The organism is Oceaniovalibus sp. ACAM 378 (assembly GCF_008085915.1).
GTDB lineage: Bacteria > Pseudomonadota > Alphaproteobacteria > Rhodobacterales > Rhodobacteraceae > Oceaniglobus.
The window spans coordinates 246,719-269,201 of the sequence record NZ_VSJK01000001.1; the positions used below are offsets into that span (position 1 = coordinate 246,719).

Sequence of the window (22,483 nt, forward strand, 5' to 3'; positions counted from 1 at the left end):
GCTGCCGGTTCACCCAGTCGCACAGCCTTGGCCAAAGGGACGCACCACCATTCCCTTCAACCGCCACCTTGCAACATGGAGAGATTGATCGCGCGTCATCCCAGAGTGCGGGCAATCAGCACTCCGGCCCAGGCCGAAACACCGGTCAAGGCACCGCCCCAAAGCATGTCGGTGGCAACCTGGCTCATCGACCAGTCGCGCAGGGTTGCGTAATTGGTAAATTCATAGGTGCCATAGGCCATCAGCCCAAGCAGCACGCCGCCGATCAAGGCTGCCATCGGATCGCCCCTTTGCAACGCGGGAACAGAGACAAACCACAGCACGCCAGCGACATATCCCAGATAAAACAACGCCGCCGGAACGATGCGAAAGGGGTCTGCATAGAGGTGGGCGATATGACGGTCGAACACAGGCTTTATCAGCAACCGCAATCCAAATGCATCCAGAGCAAAAAAGATGATCGTTGTTGCCCCATAGAGGATCAGAATTTTCATCGTGCCGAACCTTTCATGACGGATAGAACTGCGCGAAACGTGAGGATCAGGGCGCCAATGGCCGCCAGCCCGATCACCAGCCAGTTCGCATTTGGAAAATTCGTGACAATCACGCCAATCAGCCCCCAGACAACGGCGGCTGGATAGCCCCACTCGCGCGGGCGGGCCGTCTGAACGGCCAAAGCGACCAACAGCACCGCAAACAGGCACAGGATCGCAGCATTCTGTTCCGAAAGGATCGCATACCCACCAAGAACGACGCCGATGGCGACTCCGGTCGCGGCGGTCAGCCAACCCGCATAGAGCGCGACCGGCCTCACCTGCAACCATGGCCGGTCAGGGCCAGCGCGCAGCATGGCCGCAATCGCGGTGGCGGCCATCACCACGATCATGAGCGTGGCCCAGACCGGCGCAACGTTTGCAACCGCGACCCAGAAGGTGCCGATAATCAGACTGATCGCGAGCGGCAGCCGCATGGCACGCCAACCCGGATCATTCGCGGCCTGCCAGACTCCGAAAACCGCGCCGACGATCAACCAGAGGTAAATCAGACCCCAGATTGAGAACGCATAGCCCGCAGGTTGCACGGGTGGGTCAATCTGCGGGACCGGAAACTGATCCGGGGTGAAACCGCTGAAGCCGGGTGTGACCAACGGCGAGAGTGCAAAGGTCAGTGTGGCAATCAGCACGACGAGGGCAGGAGCTCTGGAGTTCATGACAGTCCTTTCAGCGCGTAACGCGGCGGATAAGTGGCGGGGCTGCCCGACAGGGCAATGTTTTCAGCAACCTTGATCCACAGGTTGCGCATCGCCGAAATTGCACTTTGACACGGTATTCAGGCCAACTGCGGATTGTCCGGTGCTTCTTGGGCATATCAAGCCGGGCCATGCCGGGTTCGAAACCTCCGGAGCCGATCATTCGCGCGCCGCACCCTGCCCCAGCGCGCGCCAAGGCCGCCGCGATGCCTTCTCTCGCCCCGACGGTCCGGTTGTTTCCAGCCTCAGGCATGGGTCAGCTCCACCTGAACGACATTGGTCTGGCCAACCGCGAAACAGGCGGCGCTGGATTCAAGGTAGAACCGCCAGTTGCGCAAAAATCCCTCATCATGGCCCAGTTTGCGAATCCGCTGCGACTGGCTGTTCAGGCGATCGGCCCAGATTGCGCAGGTGCGGGCGTAGTCAGGCCCGAAGGCATGGCTGCTTTTGACCCTGAGCCCGACCTGCCGCGCCTGATCGGCGATGATCGCGTCCGACAGAAGCATACCGCCGGGAAAGGTATACTGTCGGATATAGTCTGAACTGCGCCGGTAGATGTCAAAATCGGCGTCCGCCACGGTGATCGCTTGAATCATCGCGCGTCCCTGCTCGGCCAGTCGCGCCTTGAGCGTGGCGAAATACGTCGGCCAATATCGCTGCCCGACGGCCTCGACCATCTCGATCGAAACGATGTTGTCGAATTGGCCGCCGCATTTGCGATAGTCCTGAAGCCGTATTTCGCCCCGCCCGTCCAGCAAGGCGTCGGCATAGCCTTTCTGGCTGGGTGAGATTGTCAAACCGGTGACATGACGCCCGCCATCGGCCGCGCGTGCGGCAAACCCGCCCCAGCCGCAGCCGATCTCCAGAACACGCTCGTCGCCACCCATTCGATCCAGAATGCGGTCGTATTTTCGGTTCTGTGCGCGGGTGAGATCGTCATCACCGGGGGCGAACATGCCTGACGAATAAGTCATGCTTTCATCAAGCCAAAGTTGATAGAACTCGTTGCCGACATCGTAATGCGCGCGGATGTTCCGCGCCGCCCCGCGCAGGGAATTGGCGCGCGTCAGGCGGTTTATCAGGCGAAACTGCAGATTGTTCCAGAAGTTCGCATAGTCGTAATCCTGAAACAGATCGAGGTTAAGCAACCCGACCTTCATCAGGGTCTCGATCGAGGGCGTATCCCAAAGACCCGCGACATAGGTTTCCCCAAGCCCGATGTTGCCGCGCGCGGCGATTGCCTGAACCGCCGCCCAATCGTTGATCTGCATCTCGGCGGCCGGTTCGCCCGCCCCGAAATCATGGACCCCGCCGTCAGGATCACGCAACCTCAGGCTGCCGGTCTGGATGCGTTCGCACGTCTCCAAGAGTTTACTTTTTAAACGTTTGTCGAGAAACGACATCAGGTAATCTCCGAATTCGGGGGTTTGGGATGGGCGCGGTATCGCGCCCCTTTCAGTTTCAGACACAGGGCCTGCCAGTAAATCAAAAGGATCGTGCGCAATGCGCCCAAAGGGCGGCGCAGGCTGGCGTTGAGCAAGCCCGCGTTGGTCATTGGCAAGCGGGGCCCGGACAGCGTGGCGATCACACCCTCCGGGCCGTTGCGGTGCAGGATGCGGATCGAAATCCGATCCAATGATATGTCAAAGCTGAATTCATATGTCCCTGCAACGTCTTGAAACGGTGAGACATGCAGCGATTTTGGCGTTTCGATCCGGGACTGCTTGGTAATGGTGGCAAAATCCGGGTTGTGACAGAAATACGAATGGCGATCTCCGAAGGGGGTCGAAACCTCGGCAATCACGGCGACAAGCGCGGTATCCTCCATCACCAGCCAGAAACTGACCGGATTGAAGACATAGCCCAGAAACCGCGGTTGGGTGAGCAGAAGCAGGCGCAGTTTGCGCTGCCCCAATCCCTTTGCCGCCAGAACCTCGCGCACCCAGGTTGCCCCCCGCCCCTGTCCAGGCTGTCCGCCGTGGTCGCAATCGTGCACCGTCATCAGATTGAACCGGTTGCGCGAAAACAAACCCGGGCGCGCGGCTTCGATCTCGGGGTCGATCAGTACGTAATCCACACCATAGCTGAAGCCATGACTGACCTTTCCCAGTCGTTTATGGGTGGTCACGCCCGCAATATGTTCCGCGCGATGGCTCATGCAAATTGCCGCTTCATCAGGCGGTCAATACGCACGGCGCTGGCAAAACCGTCTTCGTGAAATCCGTGCCGCAGCCACGCCCCGGCGAACCATGTGTTATTCTGCCCCTGAATCTGCGAGATCTGTTCCTGCGCCGCCAGTGCACCGGTATCAAACACCGGATGCCGAAAAGTCGTCTGGTCATAGATCAGATGCTCCGCCACCGGCCGGGCCGGATTGAGCGAGACAAAGAGCGGATCAGTCTCGGGAATGTTTTGCAGGCGGTTCATCCAATAGGTCACACCAATCGCGGTGTCCGGGCCGGTGGTGTCTGTGTTGTAGACCCAGCTTGACCAGACCGCCTTTCGCTTTGGCATCATGGCGGTGTCGCGATGCAGGACCATGACGTTGTCCTGAAATCTGACCGCTGAAAGCGCTGCGCGTTCCTGCGGTGTTGGTTGGGCCAGCAGGTGCAATGCCTGATCGGCGTGGCAGGCAAAAATAACGTGGTCAAACGTGGCCTGTTCCCCCCCGGTGCTGCTCACAATGCTCTGGCCGCCACTACGGCGGACAGACTGTACCGGCGTTCCGGTGCGGATCGCCACGCCGCGTCCGCGCAGGTGGTGTTCAAGCCGGTTCAGATATTGTGTGCTTCCGCCATCCACCGTCCACCACTGATGTTGCGCCGAAGCGCTCAGCAATGCGTGGTTGCGGAAAAACTGAATGATGGCACGGGCGGGAAAGTCGCGGATCTGCTCTGGCGGCGTCGACCAGATCGCCCCGCACAATGGCATCAGATAGTAATCCTGGAACCAAGGGCCAAGCTGCAGCTCTTTCATTACTTCGCCGATGGTGGCGTCGCCGCCCCGGTTCACCGACTCGGCGCTGGCGTTGAATTTCTGGATGTCCCGTAGCATCCGTACAAAGCCGGGGCGGATCAGGTTCCGTTTTTGCGCCGTCAGGGACCGAAGGTTGCGCAGCGCGTATTCGATTTCACCGTCGTTGATCGAGACGCCAAAACTCATGTCACTTTTGACGACCGGTACATCCAGATCCTGAAACATCCGGGTCAGATGCGGATAGTTGGCATAGTTGAAGACGATAAATCCTGTATCGACAGGCTGATCGCCCTTCAGCCCCGCCATGACCGTGCGGGCATGTCCGCCCAGACGCGGTGCAGCCTCATAGACCGTGACCGCGTGATGGGACTCCATCCGATAGGCGGCGGCAAGACCGGATATGCCGCCGCCAATGATGGCGATACGTTGCGGACAGATGGGGGCGGCTTCAAAAGACATCTCGGATCCAGTCGTTATTTCAATAGGATTACGGCCGGGCAGATCAACTGGATCAAAAAAATGATCCAGATCTCATTCGGCTGCGTAGAAGAGTTATGTTTGCAGCAAGCCTTCACATCGAACATACCAAAGGGAGCGGCCCGAGAAGGCCGCGACCCGGAGTATTGCTGAAGGGCATGGAAAAGGTGTCAGTTCCACCAGTCGCCGAAATTTCATCGCAGACCACTTGGATGCTTGCGGTTCGTGACCAACGCGACCGCCAGGCCTTTGCCCGGCTCTACGATCATTTTGCGCCCCGTCTGAAAGGGTTCGTCATGCGATCCGGCCTGCCTGCTGCTCAGGCAGAGGAGGTGGTTCAGGATGTCATGCTGACGATCTGGCACAAGGCCGCGCTGTTTGATCCTCAACGCGCACAGGTTTCTGCATGGATTTACCAGATCACCCGGAACCGACATATCGACATGATCCGAAAAGAACGCCGCCCGGTCCCCGATGAGTTTGGAGCAGAGATCAGCACCGAGTCCGATGCCGGCCAGATTTTGGCTGTGGAGCAGGAGGGCAGACAGTTGGCAAAGGCACTTGCCGGGCTCAAGCCGACCCAGCGGGAAGCCATCGAAAAGGCCTATCTCGGTGAGCTGACACACAGCGAACTGAGCGCCCAGATCGGGCTGCCGCTGGGCACGATAAAATCGCGTATCCGTCTTGGGCTGGAGCGATTACGGCACGAACTGAAGGGAATGCGCTAAGATGTCCGCAATCACGCACCATGTTCCGGATGGCTTGCTCGCGGCCTATGTCAGCGGCAACCTTGCGCACCCATTCGCGCTGGTGGTTGCCACGCATGTCTCGCTTTGTCTCGATTGCCGTGCTGCGATGGAAGCCCATTGCGCCATGGGCGGTGCGGTTCTGGAAGCGGCAGAGCAGTCTGAACTGTCCGACGGTCTGCGCTCGGCGATCTTTGACCAACTCGACAGACCCGTCGCAATAGTCCCGCGCCCTACCCGCTCGGGTATCTTTCCCGGTCCGGTGATGGAGGCGCTGAAAGGCAAGCCACCACGCTGGAAAATGCTGGGCGGCGGGATTCGGCAAAGTATTCTGACGGCAGATCGAAACGGCTCGGTTCGGTTACTTTATATTCCGCCGGGGCGTGCGGTGCCGGACCATAGCCACAACGGACTGGAGCTGACACTGGTGCTGCAAGGCAGTTTCAGCGACAAATCCGGACGCTTTGCTGTGGGTGATCTGGAGGTTGCGGGCTCTGATCTTGACCACCAGCCAATCGCCGATCCCGGAGCCCCGTGCATCTGCCTTGCGGCCACAGATGCACCGCTGCGTTTCAATTCTCTTGTACCACGGCTGTTGCAACCGCTGTTTCGGATCTGACGGCCTGTGCCACGACGCTTGCCTGCCTTTTACAACCTATCAAAGACCCCAGTCATCAGGCCTATCCATGTCAAATAAAACTGAAATCATCGTCAACGATCGCATGCAAACCGGCTATTGCTATGAGTTGACCGCACCAACCGGCGCAGAGTTTGCCGCCGGGTTCACGCCGCACCACTCTCCGAAAGAAATGCTTGAGATGGGCGTTTTTGAGGGTCGCTACATCAACGATTGCGTCGATGAATTTCCGTCCGACTGGTACGAGAACGCAAAGATCAGCCCGCAACCAGACCCGGAACTGAACTATTTTGGCATCAAGAGCCGCCAGCCGTTAAGTGTCTGGCAACAGAAAGGCTGGATCTATGGCCCCGATCCCCGGGGCTGGTTTCAATGGTATTGCCGATACTATCTTGGGCGGCGTCTGGGCGATATCGACAAAACCCAGATTTCAAGGTGGCGGGGCTTTGCCAGACATGCCGGGCAAATCCGGGCGAACTGCCATACGGGCGATGTGTTTTGCAGACCGCGCCAGCGACAGGCGCTTCTGCAATGGGCGCATGATCCCCTGATATGAACGCAGCAGGCAAATCCCTGGGCAGATACTTTCTGCGACGAACCGCGAATCACAACGCGGCAAACGCAGTGGTGAAGTCATGATCCATCATGCCCTTGTCATCGGCGCATCGGGGGGTATCGGAGCCGCCATGGTCGACGCCCTGAAGCAGCGCGGGACGGACGTTGTCAGCCTGTCACGGCGGCACGACGGGCTGGATGTGACGGACGAGACCGCGATCCGCAAGGCCTTCGCGGGTTTGGCGCCCAAACGCTTTGACCTGATCATCAACGCGACCGGCGGATTGATCCTGAACGATGCTCCTCCGGAAAAGTCACTTGGCGCACTCGACCCGCAAAACATGGCGGCGCATTTTGCACTGAACGCGACAGCCGTCGCGTTGCTTATCAAGAATGGGGCGGCACTTCTGGCACCGGGTCGGTCGGTGTTTGTCTCGCTCTCGGCTCGACTGGCCTCTATCGGTGACAATCGGCTCGGGGGATGGATCAGTTACCGGGCCGCCAAATCGGCACAGAACCAGATCATCCATACCGCCGCGATCGAACTGGCCCGCACCCACCCGGGTGCCATCCTGGTGGCATTGCACCCCGGCACGGTCGAGACACCCCTTACCCAGCCATTTCGCGCTGCCTCACAGGCGGATACACCCGCAACGGCAGCGGCGCGACTGCTGACAGTGATTGAGCAACTCAAATCAAGCGACAGCGGTGGGTTTTTCGACCAGCACGGGAAAACCATATCGTGGTGACGGCAGGCCTTCGCCGCTGCGGCTCGATCCGACGGTTTTTTTGCATAGGTCGGACTGATCTTCAGCGATAACCGGCCTAGGCCTCAAGTTCGGCGTCCCAGTACAGGTAATCAGTCCAGGTCGCGTGCAGGTGGTTGGGGGGGAAACGGCGGCCCATGTTTTTCAGCTCTTCGGTGCCCGGCTGACGGGCCGGTTTGATCAGCGACAGGCCGGAATCGCGCAGGGTTTTCGCGCCTTTGCGCAGGTTGCAGGTTGAACATGCCGCAACGACATTTTGCCAACTGGTGATCCCGCCACGCGCCCGGGGAATAACGTGATCAAAGGTCAGATCGCCTCGCGCGCCACAATATTGGCAGCAGAATTCATCGCGCAGGAACAGGTTGAACCGGGTGAAGGCGACCCGCTTCACCGGCTTGACAAAATCCTTCAGCACCACAACCGACGGAATGCGGATTTCAACCGAAGGCGAGCGGACCACCTGATCGTACTCTGCGACAATATCCACCCGGTCAAGAAAAGCCGCCTTTATCGCATCCTGCCAGGGCCAGAGTGACAGGGGATAATAACTGAGCGGACGATAATCCGCGTTCAGCACAAGGGCCGGGCAATGTTTGAGATTGCTCGGCTCGCGCACAAAGCTCGTTCTGAATTCGACGTTCATCCTATGTCGTCTCCCCGCCGGGGGCGCGGATACTGCATCGTGGGAATGCACCCATGCGTCCCGGATAAGACTAAATATATCCGGCGACGCGCTGCTGGCAAGCCCCGCCGCAATGCGGCGTAGCGGCGGGGTCTGAAGTGGCGGCGGGTCGTTTCAGTGCGCGTCAGTCCTGCGGTATTCCAAGGCGATCACGCATAAACGCCAGCGCAACCGACAGACCGTCGGGCGCAATACCATGCCCCGTGCCCTTCATTATGTGGACATAGACATCGACGCCCGCCTCTTGCAACGCAGCTGCGGCGGCCGGCAGACTGTCAGGCGGCACGACATCATCGGCATCGCCATGCACCAGCAATACAGGCGGACGGTTCACAATTTCGTCAGCCAGCGCCTCGGGTTGCAGCAGACGACCGGAAAACCCGACGATCCCGGCAATCGCTTTGGCGCGGCGTGGGGCAACATGCAGCGCCATCATCGTCCCTTGAGAAAATCCAAACAGGATCAGGCGGTCGGCACTCAGCCCCTCTTCGGCCAGCAGAGTGTCCAGCCAGGCATCGAGATCGGCGACGGCAGCGGCCATGCCGGTTTCGGCTTCTTCCTCGGACGAACCGTCAATCCAGGGAATCGGAAACCACTGAAACCCCATGGGGTTTCCGGTGCAGCGTTCCGGCGCGTCGGGTGCAACAAAGGCAACCCCCGGCATATGCGGGCCCAGCGGATCGGCCAGCCCCAAAAGATCGGCCCCGTCCGCGCCATAGCCATGCAAAAGCACAACCAGTGCCGTTGCCTCGCCCTTTGGCGCACCCGCGCGCCTGTGTTCCAATGTGCGTGTCACAACGCCCCCTCTCGTTTCTTGACGTGGGCGTAGTATGCCCAAAGCCCCCGCGCCGCAACGGCCCGCCACGGCGCCCAGGGCCCGGCCAAGGCGCGCATCTGGGTTTCGGTCGGACGCTCGGGCAGATCGAACAGCAGGCGCGCGGCCTCGACCACGGCCAGATCGCCCGCCGGCATGATATCCGCCCGCCCCAGCGCAAAGGCGGCATAGATATCGGCAGTCCAGCGTCCGATGCCAAGCTGCGCGGTCAACAGCGCGATCACCCGGTCGTCGGGCAGTGTCTCCAGCGCGCCGTAATCCAGCGCCGCCACCGCCAGCGCCCGGGCATAGCGCGCCTTTTGCCGCGAGAATCCGGCATGTTTCAACGTCTCGTCATCGGCCGCCAACAGCGTTGCGGGATTGGTCAGCCCGGTTGCAACGCACCGCGCCCAGAAGGCCGAGGCCGAGGCGGTGCTGATCTGTTGCCCAGCGATTGCCTGCAACAGCGCCTCGAAACCGCCCGAACGGCGGCGCAGGGGCCATGGGCCGGTCACAGCCCAGACATCGGCGAACCGCGGCTCGATCCGGCCCAGCCAAGCGGCACCCTCGGCCACATCCGCATCAGTCTCGATCAGCCGCCCGATCTCTTTCATGGCGAAACCGGACACTGCAATCCCTTCACCCAGCCAAGCGCATCCGCCACCGTTTCCAGTTGCACCCCCAAGGGCTGTGACGGGCGGCGGATCATCGCGACGGGCAGGTTCAGTTGCCGCGCCGCATCCAGCTTTGTCCGGCTGGCATCACCGCCGGCATTTTTCACGATCAGCCAGTCGATGGACAGTCTTCGGAACAGGGCGACCTCCTGCGCCACCGTAAACGGCGGACGCCCCGGCAGGAAATACCCCTGCGGCAGAGGAAATGGCCCGGACGAAGCGTCGATCTGCCGACAAATCATCATCCGGTCGCCCATTCCGATGTATCGTTCCAGAGTTTGCCGGCCAGTGGCGACGAAGACCTGCGCGCCGGGGGGAATGTGCTGTGCGGCCTCGGATTCGTCGTTCAGTGTGGTCCAGCGATCGCCCGGCCCGGGGGTCCAGCCGGGACGCAGGACCTGAGCGCAGGGCAGACCCAGTTTGCTGCACAGATCCCGGGTGCGATGGGACATTTCCACGGCAAAGGGATGGGTCGCGTCCAGAACGGCATCGATCCCCTCGCGCGCAAGATATGCCGTGAAACCGTCACTGCCGCCGAACCCGCCGATCCGCGTTGTGACCCCCAAGGGGCGCGCCATACGCGTGCCCGAGGCGAGCGAGACGATCACCTCAATGCGCGGATTTCCCGCCAGCGCCGCAGCGATTTCGCGCGCCTCGGTCGTACCGGCAAGCAGCAGCAGGCGCATCATCCGGACACCGCCCGAGACTTTGCGCAATGGTCGCAGACGCCTCTGAGGTCGATACCGTCGCGCGTCCTATCCGGGGTCGGTGCTTTGTTCCGGGGCTGCACCATGGGCACCCAATCGTCAGATGCGAAGACCCACAGCCGCGCCGCCCGCCTTGCGGCAGAAGCACTGGCATTGGCGCCCAAGGTCAAGCCCCGGCGCAGCTTTCTGATCGGCGGCGTCATGACAGCCATCCTACGCCGCCGCACCTGCCGCCTGCAATGTGGCAGACAGGGTTTGCCGCCCCTGCCCCTCAGGGCAAAGGAACGTGACGTCTTGAACTCTTGCTGCCCACGGGTCTCTATTGCGGGACAGTGACAGACACCGATCGTCGGAGGCCGTCACAGGCGGTGTCAGGACGTCCTGTGTGGCTGCCTGGCCTCTTTTCTTCCTTCTGCGTCGCGAGTATGGCCAAGTTATGAGCACGAAACAGAACGCCCGCCGCAACGTCTGGATCCTGGTCGCCGCACAGGCGATTCTCGGGGCGCAGATGCCGATAATTTTCACCATTGGCGGGCTTGCCGGACAATCACTGGCCAGCAATATCTGTTTCGCCACCCTGCCGATTTCGATGATCGTGCTGGGCAATATGATTTGTGCCACGCCGATTTCCGCCTTCATGCAGAAATACGGGCGGCGTGCCGGGTTCTGGTTGGGCACGGCGGGCGGATCTCTAGGCGCGGCAACTGGCGCTTATGGGCTGTATATCTCCAGCTTTACGGTGTTCCTCATTGGATCACTGCTTACCGGTATCTATATGTCGGCGCAGGGTTTTTACCGCTTTGCCGCCGCCGACAGCGCCGATGACGAATTCCGGCCCAAGGCGATTTCCTATGTCATGGCGGGGGGGCTGTTTTCCGCGTTCATCGGCCCGCAACTGGTCAAACTGACAGCGGATGCGATGGTCGTGCCGTTTCTTGGCAGCTATCTTGCGGTGATTGCGCTGAACGTAGTCGGATCGGCCCTGTTCCTTGGTCTGAAGATCCCCAAACCGCCCTCGCCTGTTGCGGGCGAATCGCTGGGGCGGACCCGTTGGCAACTGCTGACCACGCCGCGTATCGCGGTCGCGATCATCTGCGCCATGGTCAGCTATGCGTTGATGAATCTGGTGATGACGTCGACGCCGCTGGCGGTGGTTGGCTGCGGATATACCAAGAACGACGCCGCAGATATCGTGTCGGCCCATGTGATCGCCATGTTCCTGCCGTCCTTCTTTACCGGCCATGTGATCGCCCGCTTTGGGGTCGAACGGGTGGTTGGCCTTGGACTTGCCATTCTGGCCGCCGCCGGAGTCGTGGGGCTTTCGGGGGTCGAATTGCCGAACTTCTTTGCGGCTCTGATGCTGCTCGGGATCGGCTGGAATTTCGGCTTTATCGGCGCCACCACAATGCTGGCCGGTGCGCATTCCCCGGCCGAGCGTGGTCGGGTGCAGGGGATGAACGACATGATCGTGTTCGGTTGTGTCACCATCGCATCGCTGGCTTCGGGCGGGTTGATGAACTGTTCCGGCGGCACCCCCGAGGCCGGGTGGAGCTCCGTGAACTATGCCATGGTGCCGTTTTTGGTTCTGGCCGGTGGTGCGTTGATCTGGCTGGCGCTGCACAAGCGGCGCAACGTTGCGATCTGAAGCCGGATCGTGACCTGAAAACGGCCGAGCCGAAACGCGCCTGATCTTGGGGCGGCTTTCGGTTCATTCCATGGTCCCCCGGCCCTAAACTCCGAAGAGTTGCGCGCGCAACAGACCGGCACGGCGGGCAAATTCCGCCCCTTGCAACCGCCCTTCAATCACCGCTGCCGGATCACGCAGAGAGTGGCGCAGAATACCCCGCGCCCGCCAGACCGACAGCGCCGCATGGCGCAGCGCGCCTGACTGAGCCTTGCGGTTACTCTCGAACCGTTTCAAATAGATGTCGGATTGTTCGGCGATCCATGGCTCTGCGTCCTGCGGCAAAGGCTGCTTGCCCGCCGCGATCAGCGCAGGCACCGCCAGAAGATAGTTGGCGAAAGCGCCGACCGATCCAAGCGCCTGCGCTTGTTCGTGTTCCTCAGCGCCAGCGCCCAGCGCACTGGCCGCCACCCGCATCAGCCCCCCACCCGTATCCGACAGGTACGAGTCGATTGCCGCCGCGTTTTCAAACGGGTCACTGTCGATGTCCGACCGGCGCGCGACAATCAAACGATCAAGCCGCCCGGTGCCCTCGTCCGCCGCCAGCCCTGCCAGTGAATGCGCCAAAGGCACAACAACCTCGTGGCGCCGCAACACGCCTCCTGCCGCGATTTCTTCCAGCGCATCGCGCCACCATTGCAGGCGCATTTCGGCGATCATCGATTCTTTCGTCACCCATGGCGCCCGCGCCACCTCGACGTTGAACGCATAGATCGGAAACAGCACAGCACGCGCCGCCGGGGGCGCCGCCATGACCGCCAGAAACCGGTCAGGATCGCCCTTTTTGACCATCTCGGCGCAGGCTTGCAGGGTCATTCGGGCTGCCCCGTCAGTTGAATGTCGCGGCGCAAACCCGATCTCACGCCCAGCAAATCTGCGTCTGGCTGCATGAACGGCCTCATGTTGCACCCTCGCCCGTATCGCGCACGAGTTTCCAGTTGATCGCATCAAGCAGCGCCTCGAAACTGGCGTCGACGATATTGGGCGACACGCCCACCGTCGACCAGCGGCGGCCCTGTGAATCCTCGCTGTCGATGATCACGCGGGTCACGGCCTCGGTGCCGCCCTGAGTGATGCGCACCTTGAAATCCACCAGCCGCATGTCGTCGATCATCGCCTGATAGGGCCCCAGATCCTTGGACAGCGCCTTGGAGAGCGCGTTGACCGGGCCGCGGTCGCTGCCGCTGTCGTCCATGGATTCACTGACCGACAGCATTTTGGTGTCGCCGATCTTGACCACGACGACCGCCTCGGACAGGCTGATCATCTTGTTATATTTGTTCTTTCGCCGCTCGATCGTGACGCGGTACCGTTTTACTTCGAAAAATGCCGGCAACAGGCCCAGCTCGTGGCGCGCGATCAGCTCGAAACTGGCCTGCGCGGTGTCAAAGGAATATCCCGCATCCTCGCGCTCCTTCACCGCGTCCAGAATCCGCCCCAGCGCCGGATCGCCTGCGGGCACAGTCAGCCCCATGTCGGCCAGCCGGGCGCGCAGATTGCTTTGCCCGGCCTGATTGCTCATCGGGACAATGCGCGCATTGCCCACCACGGCGGGATCGATATGTTCATAGGTCGTGGGGTCTTTGAGGATCGCGCTGGCATGCAGCCCGGCCTTGTGCGCAAAGGCGCTGGCCCCAACATAGGGCGCGCCACGCACCGGCACCCGGTTCAGGATATCATCAAGCCGCCGTGACACCCGCGTCAGCCCGGCCAGCGCGGTTTCATCCACGCCGATGGTAAACCGGCTGCGATAGGGTTCCTTCAACATCAGCGTCGGGATCAGCGTCGTCAGGTCGGCATTGCCGCACCGCTCGCCCAACCCGTTCAGCGTCCCCTGCACCTGCCGCGCGCCCGCATCGATCGCCGCCAGCGTTCCGGCCACGGCGTTGCCGGTATCGTCATGGGTGTGAATGCCCAGCCGGTCGCCGGGAATCCCTGCCGCGATCACCGCCGCCACGATCCGCCCGATGTCGCCGGGCAAAGTGCCGCCGTTGGTGTCACAAAGCACGATCCAGCGCGCGCCTGCATCCTTCGCCGCCTGCAGACAGGCCAGCGCATAGTCAGGATCGGCGCCATATCCGTCAAAGAAATGCTCGGCATCGAACAGCGCCTCGCGTCCCTGAGCGACCAGATGTGCGACGGAGGCGCGGATATTCTCAAGGTTCTCGTCTTGGGTGATGCCCAGCGCGGTTTCCACATGGAACACATGGGTTTTGCCCACCAGACAGACGGCGGGCGTGTTTGCGTTCAGGACCGCCGCCAGCACTTCGTCGTTGTCCGCGCTGCGCCCGACCCGTTTGGTCATGCCAAAGGCGCAAAATGTGGCGCGCAACTGTGGCGGAGCCTCGAAAAACGCTGAATCCGTGGGGTTTGCGCCGGGCCAGCCGCCTTCGACATAGTCGACACCCAACCCATCCAGCATCTGCGCGATGGTGTGTTTCTCGCCGGTGGAGAACTGCACCCCCTGCGTCTGCTGACCATCGCGCAGGGTGGTGTCGTAGAGATAGAGGCGTTCAGTCATGGGGCGACTCCAGATACGATTCAGAACAACAAAAGGCAGCCCGCCGCCACGGGTGAAACAGAAGCCGGGCGAGAGCTGCCAGTGTTGTGATCACTTGAACGACTCAAGCTGCGCGATGTCGAAGTTTGGTCCCGGCACCCATGTCACCGCCCCCTTCACGTCCGCGACCTGCACGCCTGAAGCGTTCAGCACTTCGCGCAACCGGTCCGCCTCGGCCCAATCCTTGGCCTCGCGCGCTTTTTGCCGCTGGACAAGAATGTCGTCGACCACCGGCCCCACCCAGTCAGGCAGTGCATCACCCTGCGATGTCGACAGTTCGAGAACGTCCCAATCCCTGACCAAACCCAGCATTTCCAACGCATACGCCAGCCCGACCAGCCCATAGGCCGTCTTGGCCTTGGACAGCAGATGCAGGCGCGCCATCACCCCCGGCGTGTTCATATCACTGGACAGATTGCCGATGACCTCGTGATCGGCAGTCCAGTCGCCGCTGGCTTTCAGCTTGGCCACCATCCCGGGGGAATAGCCATGTTTGCGCAGTACCGAGAGCCAGCCTGTCAGCGTCGCCTCGGCCTCGCGCCGCTTGTCCTCGGTCCAATCCATCGGCTTGCGATAATGCGTCGACAGAAAGACAAAGCGGATCACCTCACCCGGGACGCCCTGATCCAGCAGATCGCGCACGGTGAAGAAGTTGCCAAGACTCTTGGACATCTTCCGTCCCTCGACCAGCAGCATTTCATTGTGCAGCCAGATCTGCGCCATCTCATGCTCGGGATGGGCACAGGCGCTTTGGGCGATCTCGTTCTCGTGGTGCGGGAACATCAGATCGTTGCCACCGCCATGGATGTCAAACGACTCTCCCAGCAGCGCGCCCGCCATGGCGGAACATTCGATATGCCAGCCGGGACGCCCGGTGCCCCAGGGCGAGTCCCACCCGGGCTGCCCGTCATCCGACGGCTTCCACAATACGAAATCCATCGGATCACGCTTGTATGGTGCCACTTCGACCCGCGCACCGGCGATCATATCATCGACAGTCCGTCCCGACAGCGCGCCATACTCGGGATAACTCGCAACCGAGAATAACACATGCCCATCGGCGGCATAGGCGTTGCCCGATGCGATCAGACCTTCGATCATCGTCACCATTTGTGCGATATATTCAGTGGCGCGCGGCGAATGGTCGGGTGTCAGGTTGCCCAGCGCGGCCATGTCTTCGATGTACCACGCCGCCGTCTCATCCGTGATCTCGCGGATCGAGCGGCCCGTCTCGGCGGCCCGCGCGTTGATCTTGTCATCCACGTCAGTGATGTTGCGCACATAGGTGACGTGATCCGCGCCGTAAGTGTGGCGCAGCAGGCGGTACAGCACATCGAACACGATGGCCGGGCGCGCATTGCCCATATGGGCGCGGTCATAAACCGTGGGCCCGCAGACATACATCCGCACGTTTTCAGGATCGAGCGGGGTGAAAACCTCGCGCGTGCGGGTCTTGGTGTTGTGCAGTCTGATCTCGGTCATGTACCTTGCCCTGTTCTCGAACCCCCGGTGGCCCGGACATTCCGGACACGCGCGACCCCGCGGCGGGCTTAACAACTTCGGCAAAGTTTGGAAACGTCGAAGACCGGCCCGCGTGACGATGTCAGCGGATAATACAGCGCGTGATATGTGCCGGTGCGTTCATCCGCCCCATCTAACAGCGTCGGGCGGCGGGCGCAATCGGGGTGCGAAGGCGGCGCGGCAGGTCTTCGCGCGCGTGTCATTGCAGGGTTATCGGGCGGATCTTGGCGATTTAATCTTGCCCAGCGGACCTCCGCGCGACACTCTCGCCGCCATGAGCCACGCTTACGTCAACCGTCTGTGCGCCACCTTGCCCGGTGCAGAATGCTGTGACCCTTGGGGCGGTGGCCATGACGTGTGGAAGGTGGGCGGAAAAATGTTCGTCTCTATCGGTACGATGGACACTGGCATGTCGGTGAAATGCCCCGATATCGAAACTGCCGCCATGCTGATCGATGCCGGAGAAGGTGAACGCGCGCCGTATTTTCACCGCTCATGGATCCATGTGCCCTGGGGGGCGGATGAGACGGTGTTGCGCCACAGGATCGAGAATTCGTATCGTTTGATCCGCGCAGGGCTGACGAAAAAGGCACAGGCGGCGCTGGCTGCATTTCCCGAAGACTGGCCGGATCGCAAAGCCTGACGCGGCCGATCACCGCAAACGCCGGACATATCCGCCCCAAGTGGTTTGACAATCCGCCTTGCCCCGTGCCCCAAGGTTGTCTTGAGCGGCAGTGACACGAGGCGCAGATGCAGTTTTCACGAGGGACCAACCTCGGTTCGGTGAGCAACGGTGAAATATACCCGAAAAGCCGCGTGACCCTGGACGACCCCAGCTCATCATCGCGCTGCAACACCTCTATCTAGCGAAAGGGCTGACATGACATTCCGCGACATGCACAAAAAGGGCGATCCGTTTATTCTGGCCAATGCCTGGGACATCGGATCGGCAAAGATGCTGGTGGCGCTGGGGGCAAAGGCCATCGCCACGTCCTCTGCCGCCCATGGATTCACGCTGGGCCTGCCCGACGGCACGGTGACGCGCGACCTCGCGCTGAGCCACGCCGAAACTTTGGTCGCCGCCGTGAATGTTCCGGTGCAGGGCGATTTCGAAAATGGCTGGGGCGATGACCCCGATACCGTGGCCGAAACCGTGCGGCTGGCTGCTGAAATCGGGCTGGCCGGTATCTGTATCGAAGATACGGTGCTGCCCGGACAGGCCCCTTATGACCGCGCACTCGCCGTCGAGCGGATCTGCGCCGCCGCCGCAGCCGCCCGCGCCTTGCCCCGCGATTTCTTTCTGGTGGCCCGCGCCGATGGCTGTCTGACCGACGGATATGACCTGTCCGAAGCGCTGGCGCGGGTGCGCGGATATGACAAGGCCGGAGCCGATGGCGTCTATGTGCCCGCCCCCGGCACGCTGGCCGATCTTGCGGCCGTGGTGGCAGCCACGGACAAGCCGGTGAACGCGCTGGCGGCGGGGCCGTTCCTGTCGCACAATCGCGCCGATTTCGCCGCCATCGGGGTGGCACGCATATCGCTGGGCTCCTCCCTTGCCCGCGCCACCCATCGTGTCATCCGCGATGCGGGCAAGGCGATGTTCGGCGCGGGGGATTTTTCGCCCATGGCGAACGGGCTGAGCGCGGCCGAGGTTGACGGTTATCTGAAGGACAAGACGAATGAACCATGACGATCTGAACCACTGGTCGAAACGCGCGGCGGATTGGGCGACGGCCTATCACGCCGGGCTGCGTGATCGACCCGTGCGCCCGGACGTGACCCCAGGCGCGGTGGCGGCGCAACTGCCCGCCGCCGCCCCCGAGCACGCCGAGCCGATGGAAACCATATTCGCCGATTTCGAAGCGATCGTGCCGGGTGCCACGACTCATTGGCAACATCCCCGGTTTTTCGCCTATTTCCCCGCCAACGCCAGCCCGGCCTCAATGCTGGCCGAACAACTGGCCAATGCGATGGCCGGGCAAGGCATGTTGTGGCAGACCGCCCCCGCCGCGACCGAGATCGAGGGCGTGATGGTCGTCTGGCTGCGCGATGCCATGGGCCTGCCTTCGGCGATGACCGGCACGATCCACGACAGCGCCACCACGGCGACCCTGTCGGCGGTGCTGACCATGCGGGAAACCGCGCTGGCGTTCCGAAGCAACGTCACTGGACTGTCGGTGCAGCCCCGCCTGCGGCTTTATGCCAGCGAGCAGACCCATTCATCAGTGGACAAGGCGGTGCGGATCGCCGGCATCGGGCAGGACAATCTGGTCAAGGTGGCGCTTGATAGCCGCTTTGCCATGGACCCCGCCGCACTTGACGCCGCGATCCGCGCCGATCTTGACGCCGGGCATCTGCCTTGTGGCGTGGTGCTGTGCGTCGGCGGCACGTCGATCGGCGCAAGTGATCCGATCGCCGCCTGTATCGCCGTTGCCAAATCGCACGAACTCCCGGTTCATGTGGATGCCGCATGGGCCGGATCAGCGATGATCTGCCCCGAATTCCGCCCCCTGTGGCAAGGGATCGAAGGCGCCGACAGCATCGTGTTCAACCCGCACAAATGGCTTGGGGCACAGTTCGACTGTGCGGTGCAGTTTCTGGCCGATCCCACGGCGCAGCTGCGAACGCTGACGATCAAGCCGGACTATCTTTTGACCACAGGCGGTCCGGTCACCGATTACAGCGACTGGACCGTGCCGCTTGGCCGCCGGTTTCGCGCGTTGAAGCTGTGGTTCACCCTGCGCGCCTATGGGTTGGACGGGTTGCGCAACCGGATCCGCAATCATGTGGAATGGGCCGGAGAGCTGGCCGATGTGATCGCGGAATTGCCGGGGCTGGAGATCACAACGCCGCCTGCCCTGTCCCTGTTTACCTTTGCCGCCCGCGACGATGCAGCCACGCAATCCCTGCTGGAACGGATCAACGCGGACGGACGGATATATCTGACCCAGACGCGCCACCTTGGGCGGTATGTGATCCGCGTGCAGGTCGGGCAGTTCGACTGCACCCGCGACGATGTGATGATGGTCGCGGAAGTGGTCCGGGAACTATCGGCATGATCCGACATCTGCGCGTCGCTCTGGCCTGCCTGAGCCTAATTTTTGCCACGGCAACCCTCGCGCAGGACTTTCCGCCACCGATCAGCCCGTTTGTCAACGATTTCGCCGATCTTCTGTCGGACGAAGACGAGGCGGCGCTGACTTCACGGCTGAAACTCCTGCGCGACGACGCCGGTGTGGAAATGACGCTGGTGACGATCCTGCGCCGTGCCGATTACGGCAAGTCCGACAGCATCGAGAGCTTTGCCACCGGACTGGTCAACAACTGGGGGATCGGAGATGCCTCGCGCAACGACGGCATTCTAGTGCTGGTGGCACGAGAAGACCGGGAAATGCGGATCGAACTGGGAACGGGGTACGATGGCACATGGAATCGCGCCGCCCTGTTGGTGATCGAGGATTATTTTCTACCGTCATTTCGCGCTGACAACTATGCCCGTGGTATCCTGACCGGGATGGATCAGACCATCGCAAGCATCGCCCGCCGCTTTATTGACGGTGATCAGGCTGAAACCGCCGACGATGAGGACAATTCACTGGTAATTTTTGCTGCGGTCATCGGGCTTATCGCGCTGCTGATTGCGCGACGTCGGCTGAGTGACTGGTTCACCGGATTTCGGGCCTGCCCGAGCTGCGGCAGGCGCGGTCTAAGGGCCAGCCGCGAAGTTACACGTGAGGCTACAGAAGAAGAAATCGGACAAGGTCTGCGCACTGTTAATTGCGCCTACTGCGAATACAGCGACCATTCGTCTTATACGATCACCCAGAAATCTTCAGATGACTCGTCGTTCGGGGGTGGCAGTTCGTCGGGGGGTGGCGCCTCGGGCCGATGGTGACCCGAGGCGCCAGTATTCATTCGATCAGAAACGGTAGTTGACGTTAACGCCAACAGTCGTCGCATCCAGATCAAGACCGGTGCCGTCGAAGTTGTCGAACTTGTTATAGTTGACTTCGCCACCGACGGTGACGCTGTCTGTCAGCAGGTAATCAAACCCGGCGCCAACCAGATATCCGGTGTCGTTCGCGCTGACACCAGCGACTTCGCCGTCTGCATAGGCCGCACCCAGCGTACCATAGACCAGCGTACGGCCGGCGTCATAGCCCGCCTTCATCTTGAGCGTGGTCAGGCTGTCGATTTGGCCATTGCCGCTGTCGAAATCCAGGTTGGCTGCGTTCAGCCCAAGTTCGCCACCAAGAACAAAGGTGCCGAAATCATACAGGTATCCGGCTTGCAGGCCGCCTACGGCGCCGCTTCCATCTTCGTCTCCGCCCAGGTTACCATAACCGATGTTGGCACCAACGTATCCGCCGGTCCAGTCGGTGCCGGTGAAGGCAGGGGCGATCTGGGGTGCGGGCTGGATGTAGGGCTCAGTGACGACGGGTGCCAGGTTACCGGCAAGAACCGGAAGGGCAATCAGGCTGGCGGCGGCGGTTGCAAATGCAAGGGTCTTCATTTTGTCTGCTCCATAATTATAGGCACCGGGCGTTCTCCGGCGTCTCGGTTAGATAAGCCCCCAAGAGCGGAATTGTTCCCCCTTCACCAATCACGGTTTCGAGTGTTTCAGATCCCTGCGACTTTCCGCCCACAAAAGTGGGGAAATTCGGCGGTGTTTGGCCCGTCCGCGCGTTTGGAAACTGTAACGCAACGTCATCAAAGGGTTTTTCAGGGCCCGACCAGTTTTTAAAGCACGGTGGAATCAGCGGTCCGTCAATAAGGCCCGTCCTCCAGAACGCCATCGGCGGACATCTGGGCGTACAGCAACCCTTCGCGCAGACCCCGGTCGGCGACGGACAGACGATTCGTCGGCCAGATTCGCAGCAAGGCCTGAAGGATCGCAGCGCCCGACATGATCAGCGCATGACGGTCGCGTCCGATCCGCGGGTCAGTGCGCCGCCCCTCCGGGCCCAGGACCAGATATTCGCGGATGACCTTGTCAATCTGCCCCGAGGTCATGCGCAATCCGTCCACCCGGTTGCGATCATAGCGTTTCAGCCCAAGGTGAGACGCGGCAACCGTCGTCACCGTCCCCGAGGTGCCGATGATCTGAAAGCCGTCGATTTTCTGCTTCAATGCATAGGGCGAGAAATCCAAAAGGTTCTCTTCGAAGAACCAGCTCATCAAGGCAAAGCGTGCCGCGTCGGATTTAACATCGTCGAACTGATCACGCAGGGTGGCGACACCCAAAGGCACCGAGATCCAGTCGACAACCCGTGCAGCGGCAAAGGGCGAGGCCCGATCAGGCGCAAACCCGGAATGCAGCCGCATGATCGACTTGGGCCTTTCGATCTTCGGAACACGGGACAGATCGATCCAGACCAGTTCGGTGGAACCGCCACCGATGTCGACCACCAGCAGTTGCTCGGTCATCGTGCTGACCAGCGGCGCACAGGAAATCACCGCAAGCCGCGCCTCTTCCTCGGGCTGGATGATTTCCAGCGGCAGACCGGTTTCGCGTTTCACATAGGAAATGAAATCCGCGGCATTGGTGGCGCGCCGACACGCCTCGGTGGCGATAAGGCGCATGTTGGTCACGCGATGTTTGTTCAGCTTTTTGCCGCAGATACGCAGCGCCTGAACCGTACGGGCCATCGACGCGCGCGACAGCCGGCCAGACGATTCAAGCCCCGCGCCCAGTTGCACGGATTTCGAAAAGCTGTCGACCACATGAAACTGTGTGCCCCTGGGTTGGGCAATCAGCATGCGACAGCTGTTTGTTCCCAGATCCAGAGCTGCATAAAGCGCAGCGGGATCGGGTCTTGCGGTGCGCGGCGGCTCGACCGGCATGGGGAACCTGCCCGCACCATTGGGACGCAGGGGCGCCATCATGTCGCCCTCCATTAGGTTACTTCATACCTAACTGTCGGGACAGTTCCGCGCAAGATGCGCGTCGCGGCGGCCTCATGATGATACTGAGAACTTTGGGGATTCTCCCCTGTGGTCACGCGCCCGGTGACAGGATAGAAAGCGCATCAATTCGGTGCCCATCTGCCACAGCCAGACCGCACCGCGCATCCCGCCTTTTCAGGCTGAAAACGACCACCCGGAGGCAATATGGCCGAAGTTACCATCGTCTATTGGCGCGATATTCCAGCACAGGTCATCGTTGGCCGAGGCCGCCGCGCCGCCAAGGTGCAACTGCCTGAACGGTTTGAACAGGCCATCGACCGCGCCGCGATGAAGTCGGGCGCCCGGGGAACCGACGATTATCTGGCCGAATGGCGCAAGAGCGCGCCGGTGCATGTCGAAGGTGACGATACAGAGGTCGCAAACGCCGAAGCGTCGCGGCTGGAAGCAGAATACGACGCGGTGAGGATCAGGGAACTGATCGAAAACCACGGCCGGGCATGACCCCGGCCGGATTATGGCTCCGGGCG

Annotated in this window: 24 protein-coding genes; 10 read left to right on the plus strand and 14 right to left on the minus strand. The window is 61.4% G+C overall.

Annotated features, from left to right (window positions below; genetic code table 11):
- Nucleotides 1-95: 95 nt before the first annotated feature.
- From FQ320_RS01075 to FQ320_RS01095, 5 genes are all read right to left on the minus strand, one after another.
- Nucleotides 96-494 carry a DUF2177 family protein gene (locus tag FQ320_RS01075; protein ID WP_148469159.1) on the minus strand — a complete coding sequence of 133 codons (399 nt, stop codon included), beginning with the start codon at nt 492-494 and terminating at the stop codon, nt 96-98.
- Complete coding sequence (locus FQ320_RS01080) at nt 491-1,210, minus strand: hypothetical protein (protein ID WP_148469161.1); 720 nt, start codon at nt 1,208-1,210, stop codon at nt 491-493. Before FQ320_RS01080 ends, FQ320_RS01075 begins: the two co-directional genes overlap by 4 nt.
- Nucleotides 1,211-1,494: 284 nt before the next feature.
- Entirely contained in the window at nt 1,495-2,652 is a 1,158-nt protein-coding gene (locus tag FQ320_RS01085; RefSeq protein WP_148469163.1) for a cyclopropane-fatty-acyl-phospholipid synthase family protein, read from the minus strand.
- A complete protein-coding gene (locus tag FQ320_RS01090) occupies nt 2,652-3,407 on the minus strand; it encodes a DUF1365 domain-containing protein (protein ID WP_148469165.1) in 756 nt (251 codons plus the stop codon). The genes FQ320_RS01085 and FQ320_RS01090 overlap by 1 nt, the downstream gene beginning before the upstream one ends.
- Nucleotides 3,404-4,684, minus strand: coding sequence for an NAD(P)/FAD-dependent oxidoreductase (locus tag FQ320_RS01095; protein ID WP_148469167.1), 1,281 nt, complete (start codon nt 4,682-4,684; stop codon nt 3,404-3,406). Before FQ320_RS01095 ends, FQ320_RS01090 begins: the two co-directional genes overlap by 4 nt.
- 176 nt (nt 4,685-4,860) lie before the next feature.
- Here FQ320_RS01095 and FQ320_RS01100 point away from each other — a divergent pair, with 176 nt between their 5' ends.
- The 4 genes from FQ320_RS01100 (at nt 4,861) to FQ320_RS01115 (ending at nt 7,389) form a co-directional block, all read left to right on the plus strand.
- Nucleotides 4,861-5,430 carry a sigma-70 family RNA polymerase sigma factor gene (locus tag FQ320_RS01100; protein WP_255509328.1) on the plus strand — a complete coding sequence of 190 codons (570 nt, stop codon included), beginning with the start codon at nt 4,861-4,863 and terminating at the stop codon, nt 5,428-5,430.
- A 1-nt stretch (nt 5,431) separates the two neighbouring features.
- The gene (locus tag FQ320_RS01105) at nt 5,432-6,067 is read left to right on the plus strand and encodes a ChrR family anti-sigma-E factor (protein ID WP_148469169.1); all 636 of its coding nucleotides are present in this window, start codon (nt 5,432-5,434) and stop codon (nt 6,065-6,067) included.
- Nucleotides 6,068-6,134: 67 nt separating this feature from the next.
- Nucleotides 6,135-6,641: a hypothetical protein gene (locus tag FQ320_RS01110; RefSeq protein ID WP_148469171.1), complete on the plus strand. Its 507-nt coding sequence runs from the start codon at nt 6,135-6,137 to the stop codon at nt 6,639-6,641.
- A gap of 79 nt (nt 6,642-6,720) precedes the next feature.
- The gene (locus FQ320_RS01115) at nt 6,721-7,389 is read left to right on the plus strand and encodes an SDR family NAD(P)-dependent oxidoreductase (protein ID WP_148469173.1); all 669 of its coding nucleotides are present in this window, start codon (nt 6,721-6,723) and stop codon (nt 7,387-7,389) included.
- A 76-nt stretch (nt 7,390-7,465) separates the two neighbouring features.
- Here FQ320_RS01115 and FQ320_RS01120 read toward each other — a convergent pair whose 3' ends face one another.
- The 4 genes from FQ320_RS01120 to FQ320_RS01135 form a co-directional block, all read right to left on the minus strand.
- The gene (locus tag FQ320_RS01120; RefSeq protein WP_148469175.1) at nt 7,466-8,050 is read right to left on the minus strand and encodes an HNH endonuclease; all 585 of its coding nucleotides are present in this window, start codon (nt 8,048-8,050) and stop codon (nt 7,466-7,468) included.
- Nucleotides 8,051-8,213: 163 nt separating this feature from the next.
- Nucleotides 8,214-8,885: an alpha/beta hydrolase gene (locus tag FQ320_RS01125; protein WP_148469177.1), complete on the minus strand. Its 672-nt coding sequence runs from the start codon at nt 8,883-8,885 to the stop codon at nt 8,214-8,216.
- On the minus strand, nt 8,882-9,532 hold the full coding sequence (locus tag FQ320_RS01130) for a DNA-3-methyladenine glycosylase (RefSeq protein ID WP_370513004.1): 651 nt from the start codon (nt 9,530-9,532) through the stop codon (nt 8,882-8,884). Before FQ320_RS01130 ends, FQ320_RS01125 begins: the two co-directional genes overlap by 4 nt.
- The gene (locus tag FQ320_RS01135) at nt 9,514-10,266 is read right to left on the minus strand and encodes a cobalt-precorrin-6A reductase (RefSeq protein WP_370513005.1); all 753 of its coding nucleotides are present in this window, start codon (nt 10,264-10,266) and stop codon (nt 9,514-9,516) included. The genes FQ320_RS01130 and FQ320_RS01135 overlap by 19 nt, the downstream gene beginning before the upstream one ends.
- Nucleotides 10,267-10,720: 454 nt before the next feature.
- On the opposite strand from FQ320_RS01135, the gene FQ320_RS01140 reads away from it, so the two are divergent.
- Nucleotides 10,721-11,929: an MFS transporter gene (locus tag FQ320_RS01140; RefSeq protein ID WP_148469179.1), complete on the plus strand. Its 1,209-nt coding sequence runs from the start codon at nt 10,721-10,723 to the stop codon at nt 11,927-11,929.
- Between the two features lie 84 nt (nt 11,930-12,013).
- Here FQ320_RS01140 and FQ320_RS01145 read toward each other — a convergent pair whose 3' ends face one another.
- The 3 genes from FQ320_RS01145 to cysS all read right to left on the minus strand — a co-directional run bounded on the left by FQ320_RS01145 (nt 12,014) and on the right by cysS (nt 16,010).
- Nucleotides 12,014-12,784: a squalene/phytoene synthase family protein gene (locus FQ320_RS01145; RefSeq protein ID WP_148469181.1), complete on the minus strand. Its 771-nt coding sequence runs from the start codon at nt 12,782-12,784 to the stop codon at nt 12,014-12,016.
- 82 nt (nt 12,785-12,866) lie between these two features.
- A complete protein-coding gene (cimA, locus tag FQ320_RS01150) occupies nt 12,867-14,489 on the minus strand; it encodes a citramalate synthase (protein WP_148469183.1) in 1,623 nt (540 codons plus the stop codon).
- A gap of 90 nt (nt 14,490-14,579) precedes the next feature.
- Entirely contained in the window at nt 14,580-16,010 is a 1,431-nt protein-coding gene (gene cysS / locus FQ320_RS01155; RefSeq protein WP_148469185.1) for a cysteine--tRNA ligase, read from the minus strand.
- 277 nt (nt 16,011-16,287) lie between these two features.
- On the opposite strand from cysS, the gene FQ320_RS01160 reads away from it, so the two are divergent.
- The 4 genes from FQ320_RS01160 to FQ320_RS01175 all read left to right on the plus strand — a co-directional run bounded on the left by FQ320_RS01160 (nt 16,288) and on the right by FQ320_RS01175 (nt 19,944).
- Complete coding sequence (locus FQ320_RS01160; protein WP_370513006.1) at nt 16,288-16,692, plus strand: MmcQ/YjbR family DNA-binding protein; 405 nt, start codon at nt 16,288-16,290, stop codon at nt 16,690-16,692.
- A gap of 237 nt (nt 16,693-16,929) precedes the next feature.
- Nucleotides 16,930-17,739: an isocitrate lyase/phosphoenolpyruvate mutase family protein gene (locus FQ320_RS01165; protein WP_148469187.1), complete on the plus strand. Its 810-nt coding sequence runs from the start codon at nt 16,930-16,932 to the stop codon at nt 17,737-17,739.
- Nucleotides 17,729-19,108: a pyridoxal-dependent decarboxylase gene (locus FQ320_RS01170; protein ID WP_148469189.1), complete on the plus strand. Its 1,380-nt coding sequence runs from the start codon at nt 17,729-17,731 to the stop codon at nt 19,106-19,108. Before FQ320_RS01165 ends, FQ320_RS01170 begins: the two co-directional genes overlap by 11 nt.
- Entirely contained in the window at nt 19,105-19,944 is an 840-nt protein-coding gene (locus FQ320_RS01175) for a YgcG family protein (protein ID WP_148469191.1), read from the plus strand. Before FQ320_RS01170 ends, FQ320_RS01175 begins: the two co-directional genes overlap by 4 nt.
- Nucleotides 19,945-19,968: 24 nt before the next feature.
- Here FQ320_RS01175 and FQ320_RS01180 read toward each other — a convergent pair whose 3' ends face one another.
- Nucleotides 19,969-20,562: an outer membrane protein gene (locus FQ320_RS01180; protein WP_148469192.1), complete on the minus strand. Its 594-nt coding sequence runs from the start codon at nt 20,560-20,562 to the stop codon at nt 19,969-19,971.
- A 254-nt stretch (nt 20,563-20,816) separates the two neighbouring features.
- Nucleotides 20,817-21,932, minus strand: coding sequence for a Ppx/GppA phosphatase family protein (locus tag FQ320_RS01185; protein ID WP_148469515.1), 1,116 nt, complete (start codon nt 21,930-21,932; stop codon nt 20,817-20,819).
- 228 nt (nt 21,933-22,160) lie between these two features.
- Here FQ320_RS01185 and FQ320_RS01190 point away from each other — a divergent pair, with 228 nt between their 5' ends.
- Nucleotides 22,161-22,457, plus strand: coding sequence for a virulence factor (locus tag FQ320_RS01190; RefSeq protein ID WP_148469194.1), 297 nt, complete (start codon nt 22,161-22,163; stop codon nt 22,455-22,457).
- Nucleotides 22,458-22,483: the final 26 nt, after the last annotated feature.